This window comes from Intrasporangium sp. DVR (genome assembly GCF_040365325.1).
GTDB lineage: Bacteria > Actinomycetota > Actinomycetes > Actinomycetales > Dermatophilaceae > Intrasporangium.
Window position 1 is genome coordinate 108,714 of the sequence record NZ_BAABZW010000019.1, and the last position, 20,617, is coordinate 129,330.

A 20,617-nucleotide genomic window follows, 5' to 3' on the forward strand; every position below is an offset into this window, starting at 1 on the left:
CCGGGTCAGCCGCGGCTGAGGTCGGAGAGGCGGAAGGACTCGGTGATCGCGTTCTTCGGCAGGCCGGTGATGCCCTTATCGGCGACCATGAGGTTGGGCAGGAGGAAGAGGAAGTCGCCCGCGGCGTCCTGGGACAGCTCCCGGGCCGCCTTCTTCATCAGGTCCACCTGCTCCTCCGGGGTGCCTGCGTCGGCCGCGGCCAGGTCCGCCTGGAGCTGCTTGCTGTCGTAGCGCGTGTAGTAGTCCGGGTTGCCGAACACCGCGGGGAGGTCACGGGGCTCGACGTGCGCGACGATCGACATGTCGTAGTCGGCGTCCGTGAAGACGGTGCTCAGCCACACGGCCGGGAACTCCAGCTGGTCGAGGTCGACCCGGAAGCCGGCCTGCTCGAGCTGGCTCTTGACGACCTGCCCACAGGAGGTGGCATAGGGCAGCGACGGCAGCCGCAGCCGCAGCGCGGTGGACGCCACGCCGGTCTCCTGCACGAGGGCCTTCGCCTTCTCGAGGTCATACGGGTAGAGGCCGGTGAGGTCCTCGTACCACGGGTCGGTCGGGGGCACCATGCTGCCGATGAGCGTCCCTCGGCCCGCCCAGCACGTGTCGAGCAGTGCCTGGTGGTCGATCGCGTGGCGGACGGCCTGGCGCACCTTGAGGTCGTTCATCGGCGCCTTGCCGTTGTTGAACGACAGGAGCACCTCGCCGTTCGTCGTGCCCTCGGTGATCTCGTACTTGTCGTTGCCCTCGAACTGCTGGAGCGACTCGGGCGCCTGCACGGTGCCGATGACGTCGATCGTGCCGGTGAGCAGCGCGTTGTTGAGGGCGGACGGGTCCTTGAAGTACTTGAGCATCACGTCCTGGAAGAACGGCTCGCTCCCCCAGTAGTCCGGGTTCGCGGTGAACGAGATCGAGTCGCCGCGGCGCCACTCCTTGAAGACGTAGGGGCCCGTGCCGATCGGCTTGGCGGCGAGGTCCGCGACTCCCTGCTCCGTCATCATCGCGCCGATCCGGGTCGACATCTTGTAGAGCCAGTTGTTGCTCGGCTTGGCCAGGGTCACCTGCAGCTGCGAGTCGCTCAGGGCCTTGGCCTCGGCGACGACGTCCATCGCGGACTTCAGCGACACCGTCCAGTCGCTCTTGACGCGGTTGATCGAGAAGGCGGCATCCTTGGCCGTGAAGGGTGTTCCGTTGCTGAAGGTCGCGCCCTTGACGAGCTCGAAGGTGTAGGTCTTCTTGTCGTCGGAGACCTGCCACGCCGATGCGAGAGCCGGCTTGAGCTCGCCGGACTGGTCGACCTTGACGAGCGTCTCGTAGACGTTGTCGAGCAGCGCCTGCGGAATGGCAGCGCCGTCCTTGGTCGTGAAGTCGAGGCTCACCGGCTCGGCGACCAGACCCACGGTCAGCCTGGTGTCAGCCGCTGCCCGAGGGCCTGTGGTCGAGCCGCCGTCCGAGGTGCCCGACCCCGCGGAGCATGCAGCGGTGAGCGCGAGGAGCAGGGTGCTCCCGGCAGCAGCGATCCGGCTCGGCTTCATCCTGGCTCCATCCTGTGAAGGTCGTCCGGGCTGGTCTGACCAGTGGACAATTCTGCGTTGACCGCTACCGTTTCCGGCAACGGCGCGGATGTCAAGGTTTGACACCACCCTGAGACCGGAAGGCGGTGACAGCGAGTGGAGGTGGACCCGACCGAGCGCCCGGGGAGGCTGACCGCGCAAGCGATCTCAGCGGCATACGCCTCCGGGTCGCTCTCCCCTGTCGACGTCGTCACCGACGTCGCCGCGATCATCGCGCAGCGCGAGGCCGAGCTCAACGCCTTCTGGCGCTACGACCTCGACGCGGCGCTGTATGCCGCTGAGCTCAGTGCCGCTCGCTGGCGCGCGGGTGCCCCGCTGGGTCCGATCGACGGGATCCCGGTGACGGTCAAGGAGAACCTCGCGCGGGTGGGCGTGCCGATGCCCGCCGGGAACGCCGGGGTGGTCCCTCGGACACCTGAGCGCAGCTCCCCCGTGGTCGAGCGCATCGAGGAGTCGGGCGGCATCATCCTCGGCTCCACCGTCATGCCGGACTGGGGCATGCTCTCCTCCGGCGTGTCGAGCCTCCACGGCATCACCCGCAGCCCGTGGAACCCGAGCCTGACGACCGGAGGGTCCAGCTCCGGCGCGGGTGCCGCGGCGGCAGCGGGATACGGGCCACTCCACGTCGGCACCGACATCGGCGGTTCGATCCGCCTCCCCGGCACGTGGCTGGGGCTGACCACGCTCAAGCCGAGCGCCGGCCGGGTCCCGCTCGACGCCCCCTACCTCGGTCGAGTGGCCGGTCCGATGGCCCGCTCGGCGACTGACGCGGCGCTGCTCCTCTCGGTGATCAGCGGGCCCGACCCGCGCGACTGGACGGCCCTGCCGCCCCAACGGCTCGACCTCGACGACCTGACCGTCGGCGGGTCCTTCGACGTCGCAGCCCTGCGCATCGGCCTCCACCTCGATGCCGGGTGCGGCCTGCCCGTCGACCCAGCCGTCCGGGAGTCGGTCGAGTCAGCGGCGGCGGTCTTCTCCGCCGCAGGCGCGCACCTCGAGCTGGTGGAGGCCTTCCTCACCCCTGACCTGCTCAGCAGCCTCGACGAGTTCTGGAGGGTGCGCTCGCTCGTCGACTTCGACGACCTGGAGCCGTCCCGTCAGGACCGGGTGCTGCCGTTCATCCGGCGCTGGGTCGAGGCCGCCCGCGGGGTGACGGCTCAGGAGGTGATGCGCGACTACTCGAGCATCATGCGGCTCCAGCAGCTGACCACTCTCGCAACGGAACCGTACGACCTGGTCCTCTCCCCCGTGGCACCCATGGCGGCCTTCCCCGCCGAGTGGCCCATGCCCTGGGGAGACACGGACCAGGGAATGGCGCACATCGGCTTCACCGCTCCGTACAACATGTCCGGGCAGCCCGCGGCGACGGTGAACTGCGGCTTCCTGCCCGATGGCCGCACCGTCGGGCTGCAGGTCTCGGGACGGCGCTTCGACGACGTCGGCGTGCTGCGCGCGGTGCACTGGTTCGAGGAGCATCGCGGCGCGGGGGCCACCCCGGTCTGGCCCATCCCGGCCCGGGGCGGCGTGTGACCCGGCCGCCCGCCTTCGAGCAGGTCCAGCCGGTGCGTCTCTACGAGCGCATCGTCGACCAGGTGGAGAGCGCCATCGCCCGTGGCGAGCTGGTGCCCGGCCAGCGGCTGCCCAGCGAGCGCGAGCTCGTCACCCAGTTCGGGACGAGCCGCGCCACCGTCCGGGAGGCGCTGCGGGTCCTCGAGAGCAACGGCCTCGTGCGCTCGCGACCGGGTGACCCCAACGGTCCCGAGGTGCTCCCGTTCACCAGCCGCGGACTGAGCAAGCAGCTCCACCGCCTCGCCCGTGTCGAGGAGCTCACCCTGGCCCAGCTGCTCGTGTCCCGGATGATGCTCGACGCGACCGCGAACCGGCTGGCCGCAGTGCTGCGCACGGATGGCCAGCTGGCCGGCATGCAGGCGGCCATCGAGCGGATGCACGAGGCGGTCGACGTGGGGTTCGACGCCTTCAGCCAGGCGGACGTCGCCTTCCACGAGGCGGTCGCGCTCGCCTCGGGCAACGTCCTCATCCAGGTGAGCAACGAGGTGGTCCGCGACACGGTGCTCTCCCTGATCTCCGACAAGCTGGCGAAGTCCCGCAACAGCAGGTCCCTGATGCGGCGATCGCTGCGGCACCACGAGGCCGTGCTCGACGCGATCCGCTCCGGGGACGGCCCGGCCGCCGCGCGAGCCTCCGCGCAGAGCCTCTACGACTACTACTCCGGGTATGTACCCGCCAGCGAGCGACGGGCCCTGCAGTCCCTGCTCGACGGCTGACCGACGCCGACGCGTCCGGAGGACCGCGTGGCACCGTGTCGGTGACGACCGGCAGAATGCGGGGTCCACGCGCTCGAGCGCGTGGAGTGGATGAGCACAGGAGCAGGTGTGGGTGTGGCACAGGGTGTGGGACGTCAGTCGGTCGAGCTGCGGATCGCCGAGGAGCTGGGGGTCCGCGCGGCTCAGGTGCAGGCCGCCGTCGGCCTCCTGGACGGCGGCGCCACGGTGCCGTTCGTGGCGCGCTACCGCAAGGAGGTGACCGGAGGCCTCGATGATGCGCAGCTGCGCACGCTCGAGGAGCGGCTCGGCTACCTGCGCGAGCTCGAGGAACGACGCGCGACGGTCCTCGCCTCGATCGACGAGCAGGGCACGCTGACCGACGAGCTCCGGGCCAGCGTCATGGCGGCCGAGACGAAGTCCCGGCTCGAGGACATCTACCTGCCCTACAGGCCGAAGCGTCGCACCAGGGCCCAGATCGCCCGGGAGTCCGGGCTCGAGCCTCTCGCCGACGGCCTCCTCGGGGACCCGACGGTCGCGCCCCTGGCCGCCGCGGCCGCCTTCGTCGACGCCACGCTGGGCGTCCCCGACGCGCCGGCCGCGCTGGACGGGGCCCGTGCCATCCTCGTCGAGCGCTTCGCCGAGGATCCCGACCTCGTCGGTGACCTCCGAGAGCGGATGTGGTCGCGGGGACACCTGACCGCGACGGTGCGGGAGGGCAAGGAGGTCGACGGGGCGAAGTTCGCCGACTACTTCGACTTCTCCGAGCCGTTCCCCACGATGCCTTCCCACCGGATCCTCGCGATGCTGCGCGGGGAGAAGGAGGAAGTCCTCAGCCTGACGGTCGACCCCGTGCCCCCGGGCGACGAGCCCGTGACCGGGCCGACGGAGTACGAGCGGGCGATCGCGGCGCGCTTCGGCATCTCCGACCAGGGCCGACCCGCCGACCCATGGCTCGCCGAGACGGTCCGCTGGGCCTGGCGCACCAAGCTGCTCGTCCACCTCGGCATCGACCTGCGGATGCGCCTGCGCAGGTCGGCCGAGGAGGAGGCCGTTCGGGTCTTCGCGGCAAACCTGCGTGACCTGCTCCTCGCCGCTCCCGCGGGCAGCCGCACCACGATGGGTCTCGACCCCGGCTTCCGCACCGGGGTCAAGGTCGCCGTCGTCGACGCGACGGGCAAGGTCGTGGCCACCGACGTCATCCACCCCCACGTGCCGCAGAAGCACTGGGACCGGTCGATCGTGACTCTGGCGCATCTCTGCGCCGAGCACCGGGTCGAGCTCATCGCGATCGGCAACGGCACCGCCTCGCGCGAGACCGAGCGACTGGCCCAGGACCTGCTCAAACGTCACCCTGAGCTCAAGCTGACCACCGCCATCGTCTCCGAGGCGGGCGCGTCCGTGTACTCGGCGTCCGCCTACGCCTCGGCAGAGCTGCCCGAGCTCGACGTGTCCCTGCGCGGCGCCGTGTCGATCGCCCGACGCCTCCAGGATCCCCTCGCCGAGCTCGTCAAGATCGAGCCGAAGTCGATCGGCGTCGGCCAGTACCAGCACGACCTTCCCCAGACGTCCCTGTCGCGGTCCCTCGACGCCGTGGTCGAGGACTGCGTCAACGCCGTCGGCGTCGACGTCAACACCGCCTCCGCTCCGCTGCTGCGACGGGTCTCCGGGATCACGGCCGGCCTCGCCGACAGCATCGTCTCCCACCGCGATGCCAACGGGCCCTTCCGGACGCGCTCGGCGCTCAAGGCGGTCCCGCGCCTCGGGGCCAAGGCGTTCGAGCTGGCCGCCGGCTTCCTGCGCATCCCGGGGGGCGACGACCCGCTCGACTCCTCAGCGGTCCACCCCGAGGCCTACCCCGTGGTGCGGCGCATCCTCACCGAGACGGGGTTCGAGCTGCGTCAGCTCATCGGCAACACGGCCGTGCTGCACCGGCTTCGGCCAGAGTCGTTCGTCGACGAGAGGTTCGGCCTGCCAACGGTCACCGACCTGCTCAGCGAGCTCGACAAGCCCGGCCGCGACCCCCGGCCCGCCTTCCGGACCGCCACCTTCAAGGAGGGCGTGGAGGAGCTCAAGGACCTGACGCCCGGCATGACCCTCGAGGGGGTCGTCACCAACGTCGCGGCGTTCGGGGCCTTCATCGACGTGGGGGTGCACCAGGACGGTCTGGCCCACGTCTCGGCCCTGTCGCACACGTTCGTGTCCGATCCCCGCGAGGTGGTCAAGCCCGGCGATGTCGTCAGGTGCAAGGTCCTCGACGTCGACCTCCCCCGCAAGCGGATCTCCCTCACGCTGCGCCTCGACGACGAGGTCCCGCCCGGCGGCCGGACGGCCGGACGGCGCAGCCCCGACAGCGGGGATGAGAGAGGGCCCCGCGGCGGCTCGGGCCAGCGTCGGGGGCCGCGGCCACCACGCCCGCAGGGAGGCCCTGCGCGGCAGAGCCAGCCCCCCGTCAACAGCGCCATGGCTGAGGCCCTTCGCCGGGCAGGCTACGAGGCCTGACCGGGCACCCGCGGCACTCGCGGCGGAAGCCGGCCCAGCGGCATACGTCACCCGAACTGGCTCTTGTCCTCAGGCCGGATCCTTGGTCGACTGTGAGTGGTGGGTCCAGCCCATCCGGGGCCGGACCCGCCGCGGACCGGAGGTATCCATGACCAGTGAGACGCAGTTGATCCCCGAGGACGCAGAACTCGACGGGTCGCCGGCCGGTGTTCACTCCAGCACCACCGTTGCGGCCCCGCTCGAGCGCGTGTGGGAGCACCTGATCAGCCCCCAGGGCACGGAAGCCCTGCTCGGCACGGGTGCCCGCCTGGCGACGAAGGGTGAGCCCTGGCACAGCGCGGAGGGCCCCTGCGGCGTCCTGCGCAGCTACCACCCTCTGGAACAGATCCGCGTCTCCTGGCACCCCCACGAGGACGGCCCCCTCAGCATCGTCGACCTCCAGCTCCGACGCGAGGGCGACGACAGGACGCGCCTGGACGTCTACCACGAAGGGCGCGGCATCGCCGAGGACGGGCCGGGCGACAAGGCGCGCTGGGACGAGGCACTCGGCCGCCTCACCCGCTCGTTCGCCGGGTGAGCTGAGCAGTCGCCGCTGACGCGATCTCGGCCGGATGCCGCTGGGCTCGGCTGCAGCTGCCGCCGGGCTCGGCCGGCTCCGGGAACTTCGGCGTTGCACGCCGAAGGGCGAGGCGAGACGTCCGTCAGCGAACGACCATGACAGGACACACGGCGTCATGGATGACGCGGTGGCTCACCGAGCCGAGCAGCATGCCGGTGAAGCCGCCTCGGCCGCGCGACCCCACGACGACGAGTCCCGCGGCCGACCCGAGCTCGGCCAGGACCGAGCCGGGGTCACCGAAGACGGCCTCCGAGGTGACCTCCAGCGACGGCTGTGCCGCACGGACCCGCTCGGCCTCGAGCTCGAGCCCCGCCCGCATCCAGCTGAGGATGGTCTCGGGATCCTCCAGCCCGTCACCCCCCGCTCCGGATTCGATGATCGTCCACGTGGTCGGTGTCACCGGCTGGGCGATCCGCACGATGTGCAGCCGGGCACCGCTCTGGACGGCGACGTCGGCGGCCGCGTCCACAGCGCGCTCCGATGCAGGGGAGCCGTCGCTGCCCACGAGCACCGGGTGCTGGGCATCCGGCCGGTTGGGCTTCGGCAGGTCGTCGACATCCTTCCCAGCCGGGCCGCGCACCACGACGACGGGGCAGTGTGCATGGGCGGCCACCGCGTACGACGTCGAGCCGAGCAGGCCGCCCAGGATCCGGCCCCGTCCTCGGCTCCCCACGACCACGAGATCGGCGTCCTTCGAGGCCTCGATGATCTGGCCCGCCGGGCTACCCAGCCAGTACTGCGTCTCGATCTGGCTGACCTCCAAGGTCTTCTGTGCGCGGCGCGCGCCCTCCGAGACGATCTCGCGGGCCGTCTGCTCGAAGAACGGCTCTGCCTGGGCGAGGTCCATCGCGGGGTAGCCCGAGCTCGCCGTGCTCATCCCGTGCACGATGGTCAACCGGCGTCCACGCTCGCGCGCCGTCTCGACGGCCCAGTCCAGGGCCAGCACGGAGGCGGCGGACGCGTCGTAGCCCACGACGATCCCGTGAGACGGCCGAGGGCCGCCTGCGTCGCGTGGGTCGGGTGCGGTGGAGACGTCCTTCGCCGTGGCGGCGCCAGCCGGCTCATCGAGGTCGTTCGTCGCGGTCGGGTTCATCGTCAGCATCCTCTCCGGTGAGCCGGCACCAGACGCCGCATGACCCGAGTGGCTGCCCGGGCCCCCTGCCGTGACCGATGCCCCTGCTCGGCTGGCCGGAACGGCCTGCCGGCCACCTCCATCGTCGTCCTTCACTCCGACGGCGCCGTTTCGATGTGAGCGGCCAGACACACCGCGCACCGGACCCCGGGTGCGACCCCGCTGGGGGACTGCCTCAGATGCCGAGCTGCTTGGCGACCGCTTCCCCACCGATGGTCCGGATGACGTCCGGATCCCCGACGACGATCAGACGATCGGTGGCGCGAGACATGCCGACGTACAGCTTCTCCCTGGCCCGGTCAGGGTTGCGCGTATTGATGCAGAGCACGACAGCCTTGCGCTCGAGCCCTTTGCAGCCGAGCACGTGCCCGTAGAACACGTCCTCGTCGTCCCAGAACGACCGCCAGTAGCCGATCTGTCCGTGCATGTCCTGGCGCTCCTTCTGCACCCGGTGACGCGAACCCATGGTCAACAACGCGATGTGCTGGGGCTGCCACCCCTCGTCGAGGAGCGCCTCCACCTCGTCGTCGGCCACGCTGATGGCTGCATCGCTCGGGCACGACACCACAGCCACCTCGGCGCCGTCACCGCCCCTGAGCGTCATGCGCATCGGGGTGAGTGGTCCGAAGGCACGGCCGATCTGACGAGTGTTGCGCAGGTTGTGGTCGAGAACGAGGGGGACGAGAGGCACCGGTGGCTGGCCGTACCGGGCAAAGATGCGCTGGTTCTCGTCGCTGTACACATAGAGGCCGCCGGTCTCCTCGTCCTTGAGCGCCTTCATCAAGGGGTGCCACCAGTGGTCGGCGAAGTCCTGCGCCTCGTCGACGATGACGGCGTCGAACCGCTTGCCCTCGGGAAGGCGTGTCGCGACCTCGGCCATCCGGGCGGCGAGGTCCCGCTCCCAGAAGACGGCATCGTTGCGGTCGTGGTCGGTGGAGATCCCCCACTCGTTCGCGAGGTCCTCGAAGGAGCCGGCGAACGCGGGCCGGTGCCGGCGCGGCATCCCGGCGAGCTGCCGCTTGAAGTACTCCGACAGGCCGATCGAGTAGCAGAGCAGGGCCACCCGTTGCGGTCGGCGCTCTCCCTGCCCCCTCGTCAGGTCCTTGGCCTGCGTCAAGGCGAGGATCGTCTTGCCGGAACCCGCTCCTCCCCGGACCTCCATCCGGCGGATGAGGCGAGTGATCTTGAGCAGCTCTGCCTGCTCCCGGGTGAGCCGGTCAGCAACCGCCTCGCGCTCGTCCGCCTCCGCGGTGATGTCCGGGGCGGGTAGGCAGCGACCCGTGAGGATCTCCAGGATGATGGCGATGTCGTCGTCCGTGGGGGTCCGCTGGTCGTTCTGCTGGTGGGCGACGACGCCGCGGATCCGTCCGGAGAGGTCGTCGAGGTCGCCGCGACCGCTCACCATCCATCGAGGGCAGTCGAGCGTGGCGAAGTCGGGGTCCAGGTCGGTGAACGGCAGGACGAGCGCATGGCCGAACCGGACGCGGCTGCGGCGGTTCTTCCAGCGAGGGTCAGCCTCGATGAAGTCGCGAAGGGCGTACTTCCCGTCGCGGGCCTGGTCCACCGGGCGGATCCGGCTCCGGTGGTTGCGCCCGCCCGACCACCACTGCCCCTGCGCGTCCACTGAGACGCTGCCGCCCTTGACCTCGACGACCACGACACCGACACCGACGACGAGCGCGACGATGTCGAGCTCGTGGTCCTTGCGGGTGCTCGTCAGCCGGACGTTCGGGATGAGCACGGTGTCGGGGTGGGCCTGCTGGACCAGCCGCTCCCAGACCAGCATCTCTGCCTCGCTGGCGAACTGGTGCCTCGCCTCGTCGGTTCCGCTGTGGTCCCCGCGCTCCCAGCTGTCCACAAGGCCGCACCCTAGCCCCGACGCTGCCGTCCCGCAGGCAGATGCGTGGGTTCCGCCGGGTTCGTCGCCGTCAGCGAACCACCATCACCGGAGACGTCGCGTGATGGATGACGGTGTGGCTCACGGACCCGAGCAGCATGCCCGCGAAGCCGCCCCGGCCCCGGGAACCCACCACGATGAGGCCGGCTCCTTCTCCGACGCGGGCGATGGCCAGCCCCGGGCTGTCCTCCAGCACCTCGAAGGAGACCCGCACGCCGGGCTGCTGCTGGCGGACCCGCTCGGCGAGCTCGCGCGTCGCGTCGTCGGCGTACCTGCGCAGCTCGTCGGCGAAGCGGGCGTGATCGATCGCGTAGGTCTCGCCGTACACCATCGGGCCGAGCTCGGGCTGCGTGTGCAGGTCGACGGATGGGTGGATGGCCCGGACGAGGTGAAGCGGGGCTCCCGCCGAGGCGGCGACGTCCGCTGCCCGATCGAGCGCATGAAGGGCCGCCTCGGACTCGTCCACTCCCACGACGACGCGGTGCGCGGCGTCCGGATGCAGTGAGGCCTCACCGCGCACGACGACCGCGGGGCACCGCGCGTGAGCCGTCACGTTGTAGGACGTCGAACCGAGCAGACCGCCGAGCAGCCGGCCTCGGCCGTGCGACCCGGTGACGACGAGATGGGCCGCCTCGCTGGCGGCGACCAGCTCGCCCGCCGCGCCCCCGAGGACGCTCACACCCGTGACGGCCTCGTGGCCGAGGACGACCACGGCGCGCTCCACCGCTGCCGCCACGACCTCGTCGGCCGCGTTGGCGATGAGCTCGCTCTGCCGATCGGGCGGGGACGGGCCGAGCACGGGCACATGGGCGAGGTCGTAGCAGTGGAGGATCGTGAGGGGGCGGTCCTCCCGGCGGGCGGCCTCGATCGCCCACTCGAGAGCCGGATCGGAGCCCTCCGTGCCGCTGTAGCCGACGACGATCCGTCGGCTGTCCGGCGCCTCCGCGGAACCGGTGTGCCCACTCATGGTCGCCCCTTCCACGTCGAGCCGGCCGACGGACCGGCCACCCGACCATTATCGCCTCGTCGCCGCCGCACGTCCCTGAGCCGTCGCACGGTGGGCGCGTCGCTCACCGTGGCCGCTCAGCGTGGCCGCTCAGCGTGGCCGTGGCCGCTCACCATGGCCGCTCAGACGGCTCGCCCGGCCGGAGCGTTGAGCTGGGTCAGCTCGGGGTCACGTTCGACGACGTCGCCGAGGACCTCGTCGACGAGCGCCATCAGCTCGGGCCCGAGGGTCACGCCGGCCGCCTTGACGTTCTCCTCCACCTGCTCCGGCCGCGACGCCCCGATGATGGCGGACGCCACGTTCGGGTTCTGGAGGACCCAGGCCACGGCGAGCTGTGCCATCGTCAGGCCGGCCTGGTCGGCGACCGGCTGCAACCCGTGGACCCGGTGCAGCACGTCGTCGCGAAGGAAGCGCTTGACGAAGTCGGCACCGCCCTTCTCGTCGGTGGCGCGCGACCCCTCGGGCACCGGCTCGCCCGCCACGTACTTCCCGGTGAGCACGCCCTGGGCGACGGGGCTGAAGACGATCTGGCTGACACCGAGCTCTTCGCTGGTGGGTATGACCTCGTCCTCGATGACGCGCCAGAGCATGGAGTACTGCGGCTGGTTGGACACGAGCTGGAAGCCGAGCTCGCGGCTGAGCTTGACGCCCTCGCGGATCTGCTCGGCAGTCCACTCGCTGACACCGATGTAGAGCGCCTTCCCGTGTCGGACGACGTCTGCGAACGCCTGCATCGTCTCCTCGAGGGGCGTCTCGGTGTCGTACCGGTGGGCCTGGTACACGTCGACGTAGTCGGTCTGGAGCCGCTTCAGGGAGCCGTTGATCGACTCCATGATGTGCTTGCGCGACAGCCCGGTGTCGTTCTTCCCTTTCGGGCCGGTCGGCCAGTAGACCTTGGTGAGGATCTCGAGGCCCTCCCGGCGCTCACCCTTGAGTGCCTCGCCGAGGACCACCTCGGCGGCCGTGTTGGCGTAGACGTCCGCCGTGTCGAAGGTCGAGATGCCGACGTCCAGAGCAGCTCGCACGCACTGGACCGCCACATCGTTCTCCACCTGCGAGGCGTGGGTGAGCCAGTTGCCGTACGTGATCGCAGAGACCTTGAGCCCGCTGTTGCCGAGATACCTGTGTTCCATGAGGCAACCGTAGGGCTCGTCCCTCCGCGGAACAGCGCGAGCGCCTACCTCGCGTTGACCGTGCGGGACTCCTGGCCCTCCCGGATGGTCTCCTGCTCCTCGATGATCTGCTCGCGCTTGCGGGCCTTCTTCTCCGACGCCTCCGTGCCGCGAGGGGGCAGCTGGATCGCTTCCTCGGCAGCCATCCCTGCCTGCAGCTCCCTGCCGCGCTCCATCTCGGCATCGACCTCCGCGCCGAAGAGGAGGGCGAGGTTCATCAGCCACATCCACAGGAGGAAGACGATGACGCCCGCGAGCGAGCCGTAGGTCTTGTCGTAGTTGGAGAACCCAGAGACGTAGAAGCCGAAACCCACGGAGGCGACGATGGCGACCAGGATCGCGATGACGGCGCCCACCGACAGCCAGCGGAACCGAGGCTGCTTCACGTTGGGGGTGGCCCAGTAGAGCAGCGCCACCATGACGATGACGAGGAGGAGGATGGCGGGCCACTTCGCGATGCTCCACGCCGTGACGGCGGCCTCGCCCAGGCCGATCGTGTCCCCGACCGCTCGGGCCAGGTCCCCGGTCAGGACCAGACCGAGGAGGATCAGCGCGGCCATGATGACGAAGGCGACGGTGAGGGCGAGGTTGATCGGGCGCAGCCGGATGAAGGGCCTGCCCTCATCGACTCCGTAGATCCGGTTCATCGCCCGACCGAAGGCGCCGATGTAGCCGGAGGCCGACCAGATCGCACCCACGAGCCCGACGGCGAGCGTCAGACCCGCCGCGCCCGAGTTGACCATGTCGGTGATGGGTCCGCGCAGGGTGTCCGCGGAGTCGCCCTGTCCCACGGCCTCGAGGATGTCGAGGAGCGCGTCGACCGTCGACTGGCCCTGACCGAAGACCCCGAGGAGCGACACGAGCGCGAGAAGTCCAGGGAAGATCGACAGTACCCCGTAGTAGGTCAGACCTGCAGCCATGTCCATGCACTCGTCATGGCCGAACTCGTGCGCCGCCCGTTTGAGGCTGACCTTCCAGATGCGCTTGCGCAGGTCAGGCGGCGACTCGGGTTTCCGCGGGTGGTCCGGTGCAATCCCCGTCCGAGACCGCTCCACGCTCTCGCCTTCGTTCATCGTCCGACTCCTTCGACCTCGGGTGCCAGTCGACGCGCCCTTACCCAGCCGCCCCCGCGTTCCACACCCCGTCAGTGCCCGCGCGCCGGCCGGACGAGGGGCTCGCCCGGCTGGTGGGCGCGCAAGGAACACTGCGCCCTCGCCGCACGTTGTAGAACGTGCGTTCGGTTCCGCAACGGTCGGGGCCCGGGCGGCTCCATCCGTCCGGACTGCAGCACGAGGCGACCGGCCCGCGGCACAGAGGTACCCGAGGCACAGGGAGAAGGTGGAATGTCGTGCAGAAGCGGAAGAGATACGTGGAGATCGAGGAAGACAACGGGACTGTCCTGCGGTACTTCCACCACGAGAACGGCGGGGGTCTGGTCGACCCCAGTGCCGATGTCGACCCCACGGCGTGGGTCGAGGCCTCGGCCTACGTCGAGGCGGGCGCGACCGTTCGTCCCCGAGCCCGAGTCCTGACGGGCGCCTGGGTGGACCGCGAGGCGGTCGTCCGAGAGGACGCCGTCGTGGGCAGCTGTGCCCATGTCGGGCCGCGCGCCGTCATCGGTCGTGGCGCTCGGCTGGGGCCTCGCGTCAAGGTGGGCCCGGACGCCCGCGTGGGAGCGGGAGTGCGGCTGGGGCCTGATGCGGTCGTCCCCGCAGGCCGCCGCATTCCGTCACACCGCGTCGGTCGCACCGCAGCCTGAACGACGGGCGCCACAGCCCGATCGCGCTTCGGTCGGGCTGGCGACGACCCTCGCCGTATGCCGCTGGGCCCGCTCCGAGCCCCGAGCCGGCCCTCGTGGTCGGCTGGGTCCGGCGGCGGGACCGCGGGACCGGCCGCGGGCTGCTCGCCGGGCGAGCGTCGGTGGGCGCGGCTAGGGTCGGAAGGACGGTGAAGGGGTGGTCGCGTGGCAGTCACGGTGAGCGTCACGAGCTACGGCGCGCAGGCGCTCGAGGTGTTGCGGACGGTGGTTGCCGAGGTCAAGCGCGACGACCCGATGGCCCCGGTCATGGTCGTCGTGCCGAGCAACATCGCAGGTATCGTCGCGCGCCGGCATCTCGCGCACGGCGTCACACCGCACGGCAACGGTGTCACCGGCATCTGGCTGAGCACGCTCCCCCGACTCGCGGAGCAGCTCGCCGCTCCCACCCTCACCGGCCACGGTCGCCGCCCCGCGACGCGCCCGATCACGACCGCGGCGATCCGGGCCTGCCTCGACGCGGACCCGGGCGTGTTCGAGCGCGTCGCCCGGCACCCCTCGACGGCTCGCGCTCTGGCGCGCGCTCACCGGGACCTGCGTGACCTGGACGACGCGGCGCGAGCCTCGCTCGCCCGGACGACCTCGCTCGTCACGGAGGTCGTGCGCGTCCACCGTGCGACGACGTCGCGGCTGGAGGCGACGCACTACGACCAGACCGACCTGCTCGTCACGGCCACCGGGCTGGTTCGCGGAGGGAGGACCACCACCGACCCCTTCGGTGCGCTGGTCCTCTACCTTCCCCAGGACCTCACCCGCGCAGAGATGGCGTTCGCGCAGGCGCTGGCCGAGCGCGGGGACCTTCACGTCGTCGCTGGTCTCACCGGGGTCCCCCGCGCCGACGAGGCCGTCCTGGCCACGCTCGAGGCCCTCGGCGGCGAGGCCCCGACCCACGTGGTCACCGAGCCGCTCGCCCACCGCGTCCTGACCGCCTCAGACTCCGACGACGAGGTCCGGTGCGTCGTCCGGGACATCGTCCAGACGCTGCGCACCACGCCGGCCCACCGCGTCGCCGTGCTGTACTCCGCCCCGTCGCCGTATGCGCGTCTGCTGCACGAGCACCTCGGGGCGGCCGGCATCACCGTCAACGGGCCCGGCGTGCGCCCGGTCAACGAGCGGGCCGTGTCCCGACTCCTGCTCGGCCTCCTGGAGGCGGCACGCACGGGCTTCCGCCGGGCGGACGTCATGCGCACCCTCGGCGAGGCGAGCACCACCACGTTCACGGGCGAACGCATCAGCGTGACCCGCTGGGAGCGTGCGTCCCGCGAGGCCGGGATCGTCGGCGGCTCCGACTGGCAGACCCGCCTGGACGCGTACGTCCGCCACCAGGAGCTCGACCTGCGTGAGCAGGAGCTCGAGTCGACGCGCGCTCGCGCCGAGCGCAACCGGGACACGGCAGTCCAGCTCCGCGACTTCGTGGCCGAGCTGCGCCTTCGGTTCGAGCACGCGGCGACCCTCACCGGCTGGGGGGACCTCGGCCGGTGGGCGCTCGAGCTCTTCCAGCAGCTCCTTCCGCCCGAGAGCCACACGCGCCTGCCCCTCGAGGAGCAGTACGCCCTCGGCGTCATCGAGCGCACCCTCTCCGGCCTCGGCGCGCTCGACGCGCAGGGACTGACCGCCACGCTCGCCGGCCTCGAGGAGGTCCTGGGCGTCGAGCTCGAGCTGGCCCTCCCCCGGGTCGGTCGGTTCGGTGAGGGGGTCCTGGTGGCACCGATCACCCACGCGATCGGTCTCGAGCTCGACGCGGTCTTCCTCGTCGGGGTGTCCGAGGACCTCTTCCCGGGTCGGCTGCACGACGACTCCCTGCTCCCCGAGCGCGTCCGTGACGTGACCAACGGCCAGCTCCCCTCGGTGCGCACTCGGTTCGACCGCCAGCACCGTTGTCTCCTCGCCGCCTTCGACTCGGCGCCGCGCGTGACGGTCACCTTCCCGCGGGGGGACCTTCGGCGGCATACACACCGGCTGCCGAGCCGATGGCTGCTACCCAGCCTCCGCCGGCTGAGCGGTATCGCAGACCTTGCTGCAACGGAGTGGGAGAAGGGCATCGAGCGGTCCAGCGACCGGCTGTCCAGCTCGCCGTCCTTTGCCGGCTCCCTTCTCCGCACGGAGACGCCCGCCACGGAGCAGGAGTGGCGCGTCCGTGCGGCGACTGCACACCAGCAGCTCGAGGACGGCATCGTCGAGGCTGCCCGAGCGATGCGCGCGGCGCGGGAGTCTGACGAGTTCACCCGCTTCGACGGGAACCTTGCTGGACTGGAAGGACTCCCAGACCTCCGCACCGGTGATCGCGCCGTCTCCCCCACCGCGCTCGAGCACTATGCGAACTGCCCGCACACGTACTTCATCCAGCGAATGCTCGGGGTCGAGCCGGTCGAGGCGCCTGAGGAGGCTGTCGAGATCAGCCCACTCGACGTCGGCAACCTCATCCACGAGAGCGTCGACGCGCTCATCACGGACGCCGGTCAGGCTCGAGAGCTGCCCGACTACGGCGAACCGTGGACGGAGTCGCAGCGCAAGCGCCTCCAGGAGATCGCCAGGGCGAAGGCAGACACCTACGAGGCGGAGGGCCGCACCGGTCATCCCCGGACGTGGCCCCGGATGCGCTCCCAGATCCTCGCGATCCTCGACTGGATGGTCGACGAGGACAACCGCTGGCGTCGCGCAGAGGACGCGAAGGTCGTCGCGAGTGAGCTCCCCTTCGGTCTGCGCGGCGCCGAGCCCGTGACGCTCGTCCTCGGCGACGGTGGCCGGGTGAGGTTCCGTGGCTCGGCGGACAAGGTGGACCAGAAACGCGACGGCACCCTGCTCGTCACCGACATCAAGTCCGGGAGCCAGCGGACGTTCAAGGGCATCGGTGAGGACGACCCGGTCGTCCATGGCGAGAAGCTCCAGCTGCCCGTCTACGCGATGGCGGCCCGCGCCGCGCACGGCGACGACCACACGCCGGCGCGGGCGCTGTACTGGTTCGTCCGCAAGGACCGTGGCCGCATCGAGCTTCCCCTCACCGATGAGGTGAAGGACACGTATGCCGCGACCGTGGGCCTGCTCGTGTCGTCCATGGCCGCCGGGGTCTTCCCGCCGCGGGCTCCCAAGGACCCGGACTTCAAGTGGGTGCAGTGCGCGTACTGCAACCCGGACGGACTGGGCCATGGCGCGGTCCGGGAGCGCTGGGAGAGAAAGCGGCTGACGCCGGAGCTCGCGGCCTATACCGGGCTCGTCGAGCCCGCTGCCACGGCCGCCACTGACGAGGGGGACGAGCAGTGAAGCGCAACGAGGACCTCGTGGACACGCAGGCTCGCCTGCGCATCCAGAACGACACGGCGGCAACGCTGTTCGTCGACGCGGGCGCGGGCTCGGGAAAGACCCGATCCCTCGTCAGCCGCGTCCAGGAGCTCGTCGTCAAGGACGACATCCCGATCGAACAGATCGCGGCCGTGACGTTCACCGAGCGGGCCGCGGCAGAGCTCCGCGACCGGCTGCGCGCCCGTCTCGAGGAGGTGGCACGTCACACGGGCACCGAGAGCAAGCGTGAGGCAGTCGAGCGGGCGCTCGACGGGCTCGACATGGCGGCCATCGGCACGCTGCACTCCTTCGCCCAGCGCATCCTCACCGAGCACCCGATCGAGGCCGGCATCCCACCGCTCATCGAGGTGCTCGACGAGGTCGCCTCCTCCGTCGCCTTCGAGAGCCGGTGGGCCCAGCTGCGGAGCGAGCTGCTCGACGACCCCGAGATGGCCGTGACCCTCGAGATGGCCTGGGCCACCGGGATCACCCTGGACCACGTCCGCGCGGTCATCGCGAAACTCAACTCGGACTGGGACCTCGTCGACTCCCACGTCCTCGGCGTCGGACTGCCCGAGCCCCCGCAGCTGCCGGACGTCGCCCCCGTCCTGGCCGAGGCTCGACGGCTGGTGGACTTCCGGGACCACTGCACGACCGACGGCGACAAGTTCCTTGCTCGCCTGGAGGCCCTGGCCGAGTGGGCCGACGGGCTCGAGGCCCTCGCGGACGACACCTCATCGATCGTCTCCGTGCTCAAGGGGGCTGCACAGCTGAGCTTCGCCCATGGGCAGAAGGGACATTGGGGTGGCCGGCTCGACGAGTTCCGCGGGAGCTGCCAGGAGTGGCAGCGGGAGGTGAAGCGCCTCGTCGACCACGTCACCGAGGCGACGCTGCGCTCGATCGTCCACTGGTGCGGACGTCGCGTGCTCGACTCGGCGCGTGCGAGGCAGGCCGAGGGGCGACTCGAGTTCCACGACCTGCTCGTCCTCACCCGCGACCTGCTGCGCGCCGACGCCGAGGTCCGCGCGGCCCTCCAGCAGCGCTATCGCCGGTTGCTCCTCGACGAGTTCCAGGACACCGACCCGATCCAGATCGAGATCGCGGTCCGGATCGTGGGTGGGGCCTCCGCGAGCCAAGCGTCGTGGGAGGACGTCCCGGTGCCGGAGGGTTCGCTCTTCGTCGTCGGCGACCCGAAGCAGTCGATCTACCGCTTCCGGCGGGCCGACATCGGCATGTACCTCCGCGCCCAAGAGGTTCTCGGCGGCCCCGTGTCGCTGACGACGAACTTCCGCACCGGCGCACCGATCCTCGACTGGGTCAACGCGGTCTTCGGCGAGCTCATCCAGCACGACCACGGGAAGCAGCCCGCCTACCAACCCCTCGACGCCTACCGGCCGGGGCCCACGGTCGGCACGGCCGTGACGGTGCTGGGGGCTCTGGCGCACGACGGGAAGCTGCGGGCCGGGGAGCTTCGCGACCTCGAAGCACGCGACGTCGCTCAAGCCGTCGTCACCGCTCTCGACGAGGGCTGGGAGGCGCAGATCGAGCTCGACGAGAAGGACGCGGGCGGCAGGTCACTCACCGAGTGGCGCCCGTTGCGGCCGGGTGACATCACGATCCTCGTGCCGTCCCGCACGTCCCTGCCGTTCCTCGAGACCGCCTTGGACGACGCGGGCGTGATGTACCGCACCGAGTCGAGCTCTCTGGTCTACCAGGCGCCGGAGGTCCGGGAGCTCTTCGCGGCGGCACGGGCGATCGGCGACCCGTCGGACCAGCTCGCGCTCGTGACGGCGCTGCGCTCGCCGCTCTTCGGGTGCGGCGACGACGACCTGTGGACGTGGAAGCGGTCGGGGGGCGCGTTCAGCGTCATCGCGCCGCCGGTCGAGAAGGCCGAGACCCACCCTGTCGGGCGCGGGCTGGCCTACCTGCGCCGGCTGCACTCCGAGTCGCGATGGCTGACCCCCTCGGAGGTCCTCGGGCGGATCGCGGTCGACCGGCGGATGTTCGAGACCGCTGTCTTCGGGCCACGCGCCCGGGACTCGTGGCGGCGGCTGCGCTTCGTCATCGACCAGGCCCGTGCGTGGTCGGAGGCCGAGCACGGTGGTCTGCGCGCCTACCTCGCGTGGGCGGCGGCGCAGTCAGCGGAGGGCTCACGGGTGGCCGAGTCGGTCCTTCCGGAGTCCGACGTCGACTCGGTTCGGATCATGACGATCCACGCCGCCAAGGGCTTGGAGTTCCCGATGGTGGTCCTGTCCGGGATGACGTCGCGGCCCAACAACGGCAACGGGGTTCGGCTCCTGTGGAAGGACCGCGGGTATGCCGTCCGGATGGGCAGGGACGTCGAGACCGAGGACTTCCAGGAGCAGGTCCCGCTCGACGAGCAGATGAGCGACTACGAGCGGATGCGCCTGCTCTACGTCGCGACGACGCGAGCCCGGGACCACCTCGTGGTCTCGCTGCACCGGTGCGGCAACACCCAGTCGAATGCGAAGCACCTCGCCGGGGCGGGCGGCGCCGACGCTGCCGCGGCGCAACCGGTGACCTTCACGTCCTGGCGCCGGCTCGACGACGCAGCAGCGGCCCCGGTCACCCCTCCTCCGGGCTTCGAGCAGTGGCTCGAGGGCATCCGCGCGGCTGTACGAGCCAGCCGGCGCAAGCCGGCCTCGAGCGCCTCCGGTCTCGAGGGCACGGACCCGGACGCGCTCGAGCTGCCTTCCGGCGAGGACAGCGACGCATCAGTGATGGGCGCCACGGCCGACACACCCGACGCAGCCCCGGCAGGCGGCAGGCCCGTCCCCCCGGGCTCCGCCAAGGGGGCCCGGGACGTCGAGCAACCGGCGTGGGCCAAGGGCCGCTACGGCTCAGCCGTCGGACGTGCCGTGCACGGCACGCTGCAGAGCGTCGACCTGGCGACCGGCGCCGGGCTGGACGACGCACTGGCGGCGCAGTGCCTGGCCGAGGGCGTCGTCGAGCTCCAGTCCCTGGTGTCGGCGCTCGTGCGCTCCGCCCTGTCCTCGGACGTCGTGCGACGAGCGGCCGCGCGGGACCACTGGCGCGAGCCGTACGTCGGGGTGGCGCAGGCCGACGGCACCGTCCTCGAGGGCTTCATCGACCTGCTCTATCGCGAGGACGACGGATCGCTCGTCGTCGTCGACTACAAGACCGACGATGTCCCCGACGGGGCCGTGCCGTCCCGGGCGGCCTACTACGCGCCGCAGCTGCGCGCGTACCGGTCGATGGTCGAGGCCGCGAGCGGACATCAGACCGGAGAGCCCGTCCTCGTCTTCGCCCGCCCCGAAGGGACCGTCGAACGAACCCTGGACCCCTGAGGGCATCCGAGGTCC

Annotated in this window: 13 protein-coding genes; 7 read left to right on the plus strand and 6 right to left on the minus strand. The window is 71.1% G+C overall.

All coding sequences use genetic code 11. From position 1 onward, the window contains the following. Positions 1–5 precede the first annotated feature (5 nt). Positions 6–1,529 carry an ABC transporter substrate-binding protein gene (locus tag ABWV20_RS14485; RefSeq protein WP_353356252.1) on the minus strand — a complete coding sequence of 508 codons (1,524 nt, stop codon included), beginning with the start codon at positions 1,527–1,529 and terminating at the stop codon, positions 6–8. 141 nt (positions 1,530–1,670) lie between these two features. Here ABWV20_RS14485 and ABWV20_RS14490 point away from each other — a divergent pair, with 141 nt between their 5' ends. The 4 genes from ABWV20_RS14490 (at position 1,671) to ABWV20_RS14505 (ending at position 6,929) form a co-directional block, all read left to right on the plus strand. Beyond that, the gene (locus ABWV20_RS14490; RefSeq protein ID WP_353356254.1) at positions 1,671–3,098 is read left to right on the plus strand and encodes an amidase; all 1,428 of its coding nucleotides are present in this window, start codon (positions 1,671–1,673) and stop codon (positions 3,096–3,098) included. Continuing rightward, positions 3,095–3,853 (plus strand): FadR/GntR family transcriptional regulator, encoded by a 759-nt coding sequence (locus ABWV20_RS14495; RefSeq protein ID WP_353356256.1) that lies wholly within the window; start codon positions 3,095–3,097, stop codon positions 3,851–3,853. The genes ABWV20_RS14490 and ABWV20_RS14495 overlap by 4 nt, the downstream gene beginning before the upstream one ends. Before the next feature lie 90 nt (positions 3,854–3,943). Next, entirely contained in the window at positions 3,944–6,352 is a 2,409-nt protein-coding gene (locus ABWV20_RS14500; protein ID WP_502901793.1) for a Tex family protein, read from the plus strand. A gap of 148 nt (positions 6,353–6,500) precedes the next feature. Beyond that, entirely contained in the window at positions 6,501–6,929 is a 429-nt protein-coding gene (locus ABWV20_RS14505; protein ID WP_353356260.1) for an SRPBCC family protein, read from the plus strand. A gap of 124 nt (positions 6,930–7,053) precedes the next feature. Here ABWV20_RS14505 and ABWV20_RS14510 read toward each other — a convergent pair whose 3' ends face one another. The 5 genes from ABWV20_RS14510 to ABWV20_RS14530 all read right to left on the minus strand — a co-directional run bounded on the left by ABWV20_RS14510 (position 7,054) and on the right by ABWV20_RS14530 (position 13,251). Continuing rightward, positions 7,054–8,064, minus strand: a complete 1,011-nt coding sequence (locus tag ABWV20_RS14510; RefSeq protein ID WP_353356262.1) for a universal stress protein — start codon at positions 8,062–8,064, stop codon at positions 7,054–7,056. Positions 8,065–8,278: 214 nt separating this feature from the next. Next, positions 8,279–9,961 carry an NERD domain-containing protein gene (locus ABWV20_RS14515; RefSeq protein ID WP_353356264.1) on the minus strand — a complete coding sequence of 561 codons (1,683 nt, stop codon included), beginning with the start codon at positions 9,959–9,961 and terminating at the stop codon, positions 8,279–8,281. A 70-nt stretch (positions 9,962–10,031) separates the two neighbouring features. Continuing rightward, positions 10,032–10,967, minus strand: coding sequence for a universal stress protein (locus ABWV20_RS14520; protein ID WP_353356266.1), 936 nt, complete (start codon positions 10,965–10,967; stop codon positions 10,032–10,034). Positions 10,968–11,128: 161 nt separating this feature from the next. Continuing rightward, a complete protein-coding gene (locus ABWV20_RS14525; RefSeq protein WP_353356268.1) occupies positions 11,129–12,139 on the minus strand; it encodes an aldo/keto reductase family protein in 1,011 nt (336 codons plus the stop codon). Between the two features lie 44 nt (positions 12,140–12,183). Beyond that, a complete protein-coding gene (locus tag ABWV20_RS14530) occupies positions 12,184–13,251 on the minus strand; it encodes a YihY/virulence factor BrkB family protein (RefSeq protein ID WP_353356270.1) in 1,068 nt (355 codons plus the stop codon). 275 nt (positions 13,252–13,526) lie between these two features. On the opposite strand from ABWV20_RS14530, the gene ABWV20_RS14535 reads away from it, so the two are divergent. From ABWV20_RS14535 to ABWV20_RS14545, 3 genes are all read left to right on the plus strand, one after another. Then, entirely contained in the window at positions 13,527–13,937 is a 411-nt protein-coding gene (locus ABWV20_RS14535) for a transferase (protein WP_353356272.1), read from the plus strand. 204 nt (positions 13,938–14,141) lie between these two features. Continuing rightward, complete coding sequence (locus ABWV20_RS14540) at positions 14,142–17,255, plus strand: PD-(D/E)XK nuclease family protein (protein WP_353356274.1); 3,114 nt, start codon at positions 14,142–14,144, stop codon at positions 17,253–17,255. After that, complete coding sequence (locus tag ABWV20_RS14545; RefSeq protein WP_353356276.1) at positions 17,252–20,602, plus strand: UvrD-helicase domain-containing protein; 3,351 nt, start codon at positions 17,252–17,254, stop codon at positions 20,600–20,602. Before ABWV20_RS14540 ends, ABWV20_RS14545 begins: the two co-directional genes overlap by 4 nt. Positions 20,603–20,617 lie beyond the last annotated feature (15 nt).

Coding starts and splice junctions, on each gene's coding strand:
- ABWV20_RS14485 (WP_353356252.1), bottom strand. CDS start 1,529: ATGAAGCCGAGCCGGATCGCTGCTGCCGGGAGCACCCTGCTCCTCGCG.
- ABWV20_RS14500 (WP_502901793.1), top strand. CDS start 3,944: ATGAGCACAGGAGCAGGTGTGGGTGTGGCACAGGGTGTGGGACGTCAG.
- ABWV20_RS14505 (WP_353356260.1), top strand. CDS start 6,501: ATGACCAGTGAGACGCAGTTGATCCCCGAGGACGCAGAACTCGACGGG.
- ABWV20_RS14510 (WP_353356262.1), bottom strand. CDS start 8,064: ATGAACCCGACCGCGACGAACGACCTCGATGAGCCGGCTGGCGCCGCC.
- ABWV20_RS14520 (WP_353356266.1), bottom strand. CDS start 10,967: ATGAGTGGGCACACCGGTTCCGCGGAGGCGCCGGACAGCCGACGGATC.
- ABWV20_RS14525 (WP_353356268.1), bottom strand. CDS start 12,139: ATGGAACACAGGTATCTCGGCAACAGCGGGCTCAAGGTCTCTGCGATC.
- ABWV20_RS14530 (WP_353356270.1), bottom strand. CDS start 13,251: ATGAACGAAGGCGAGAGCGTGGAGCGGTCTCGGACGGGGATTGCACCG.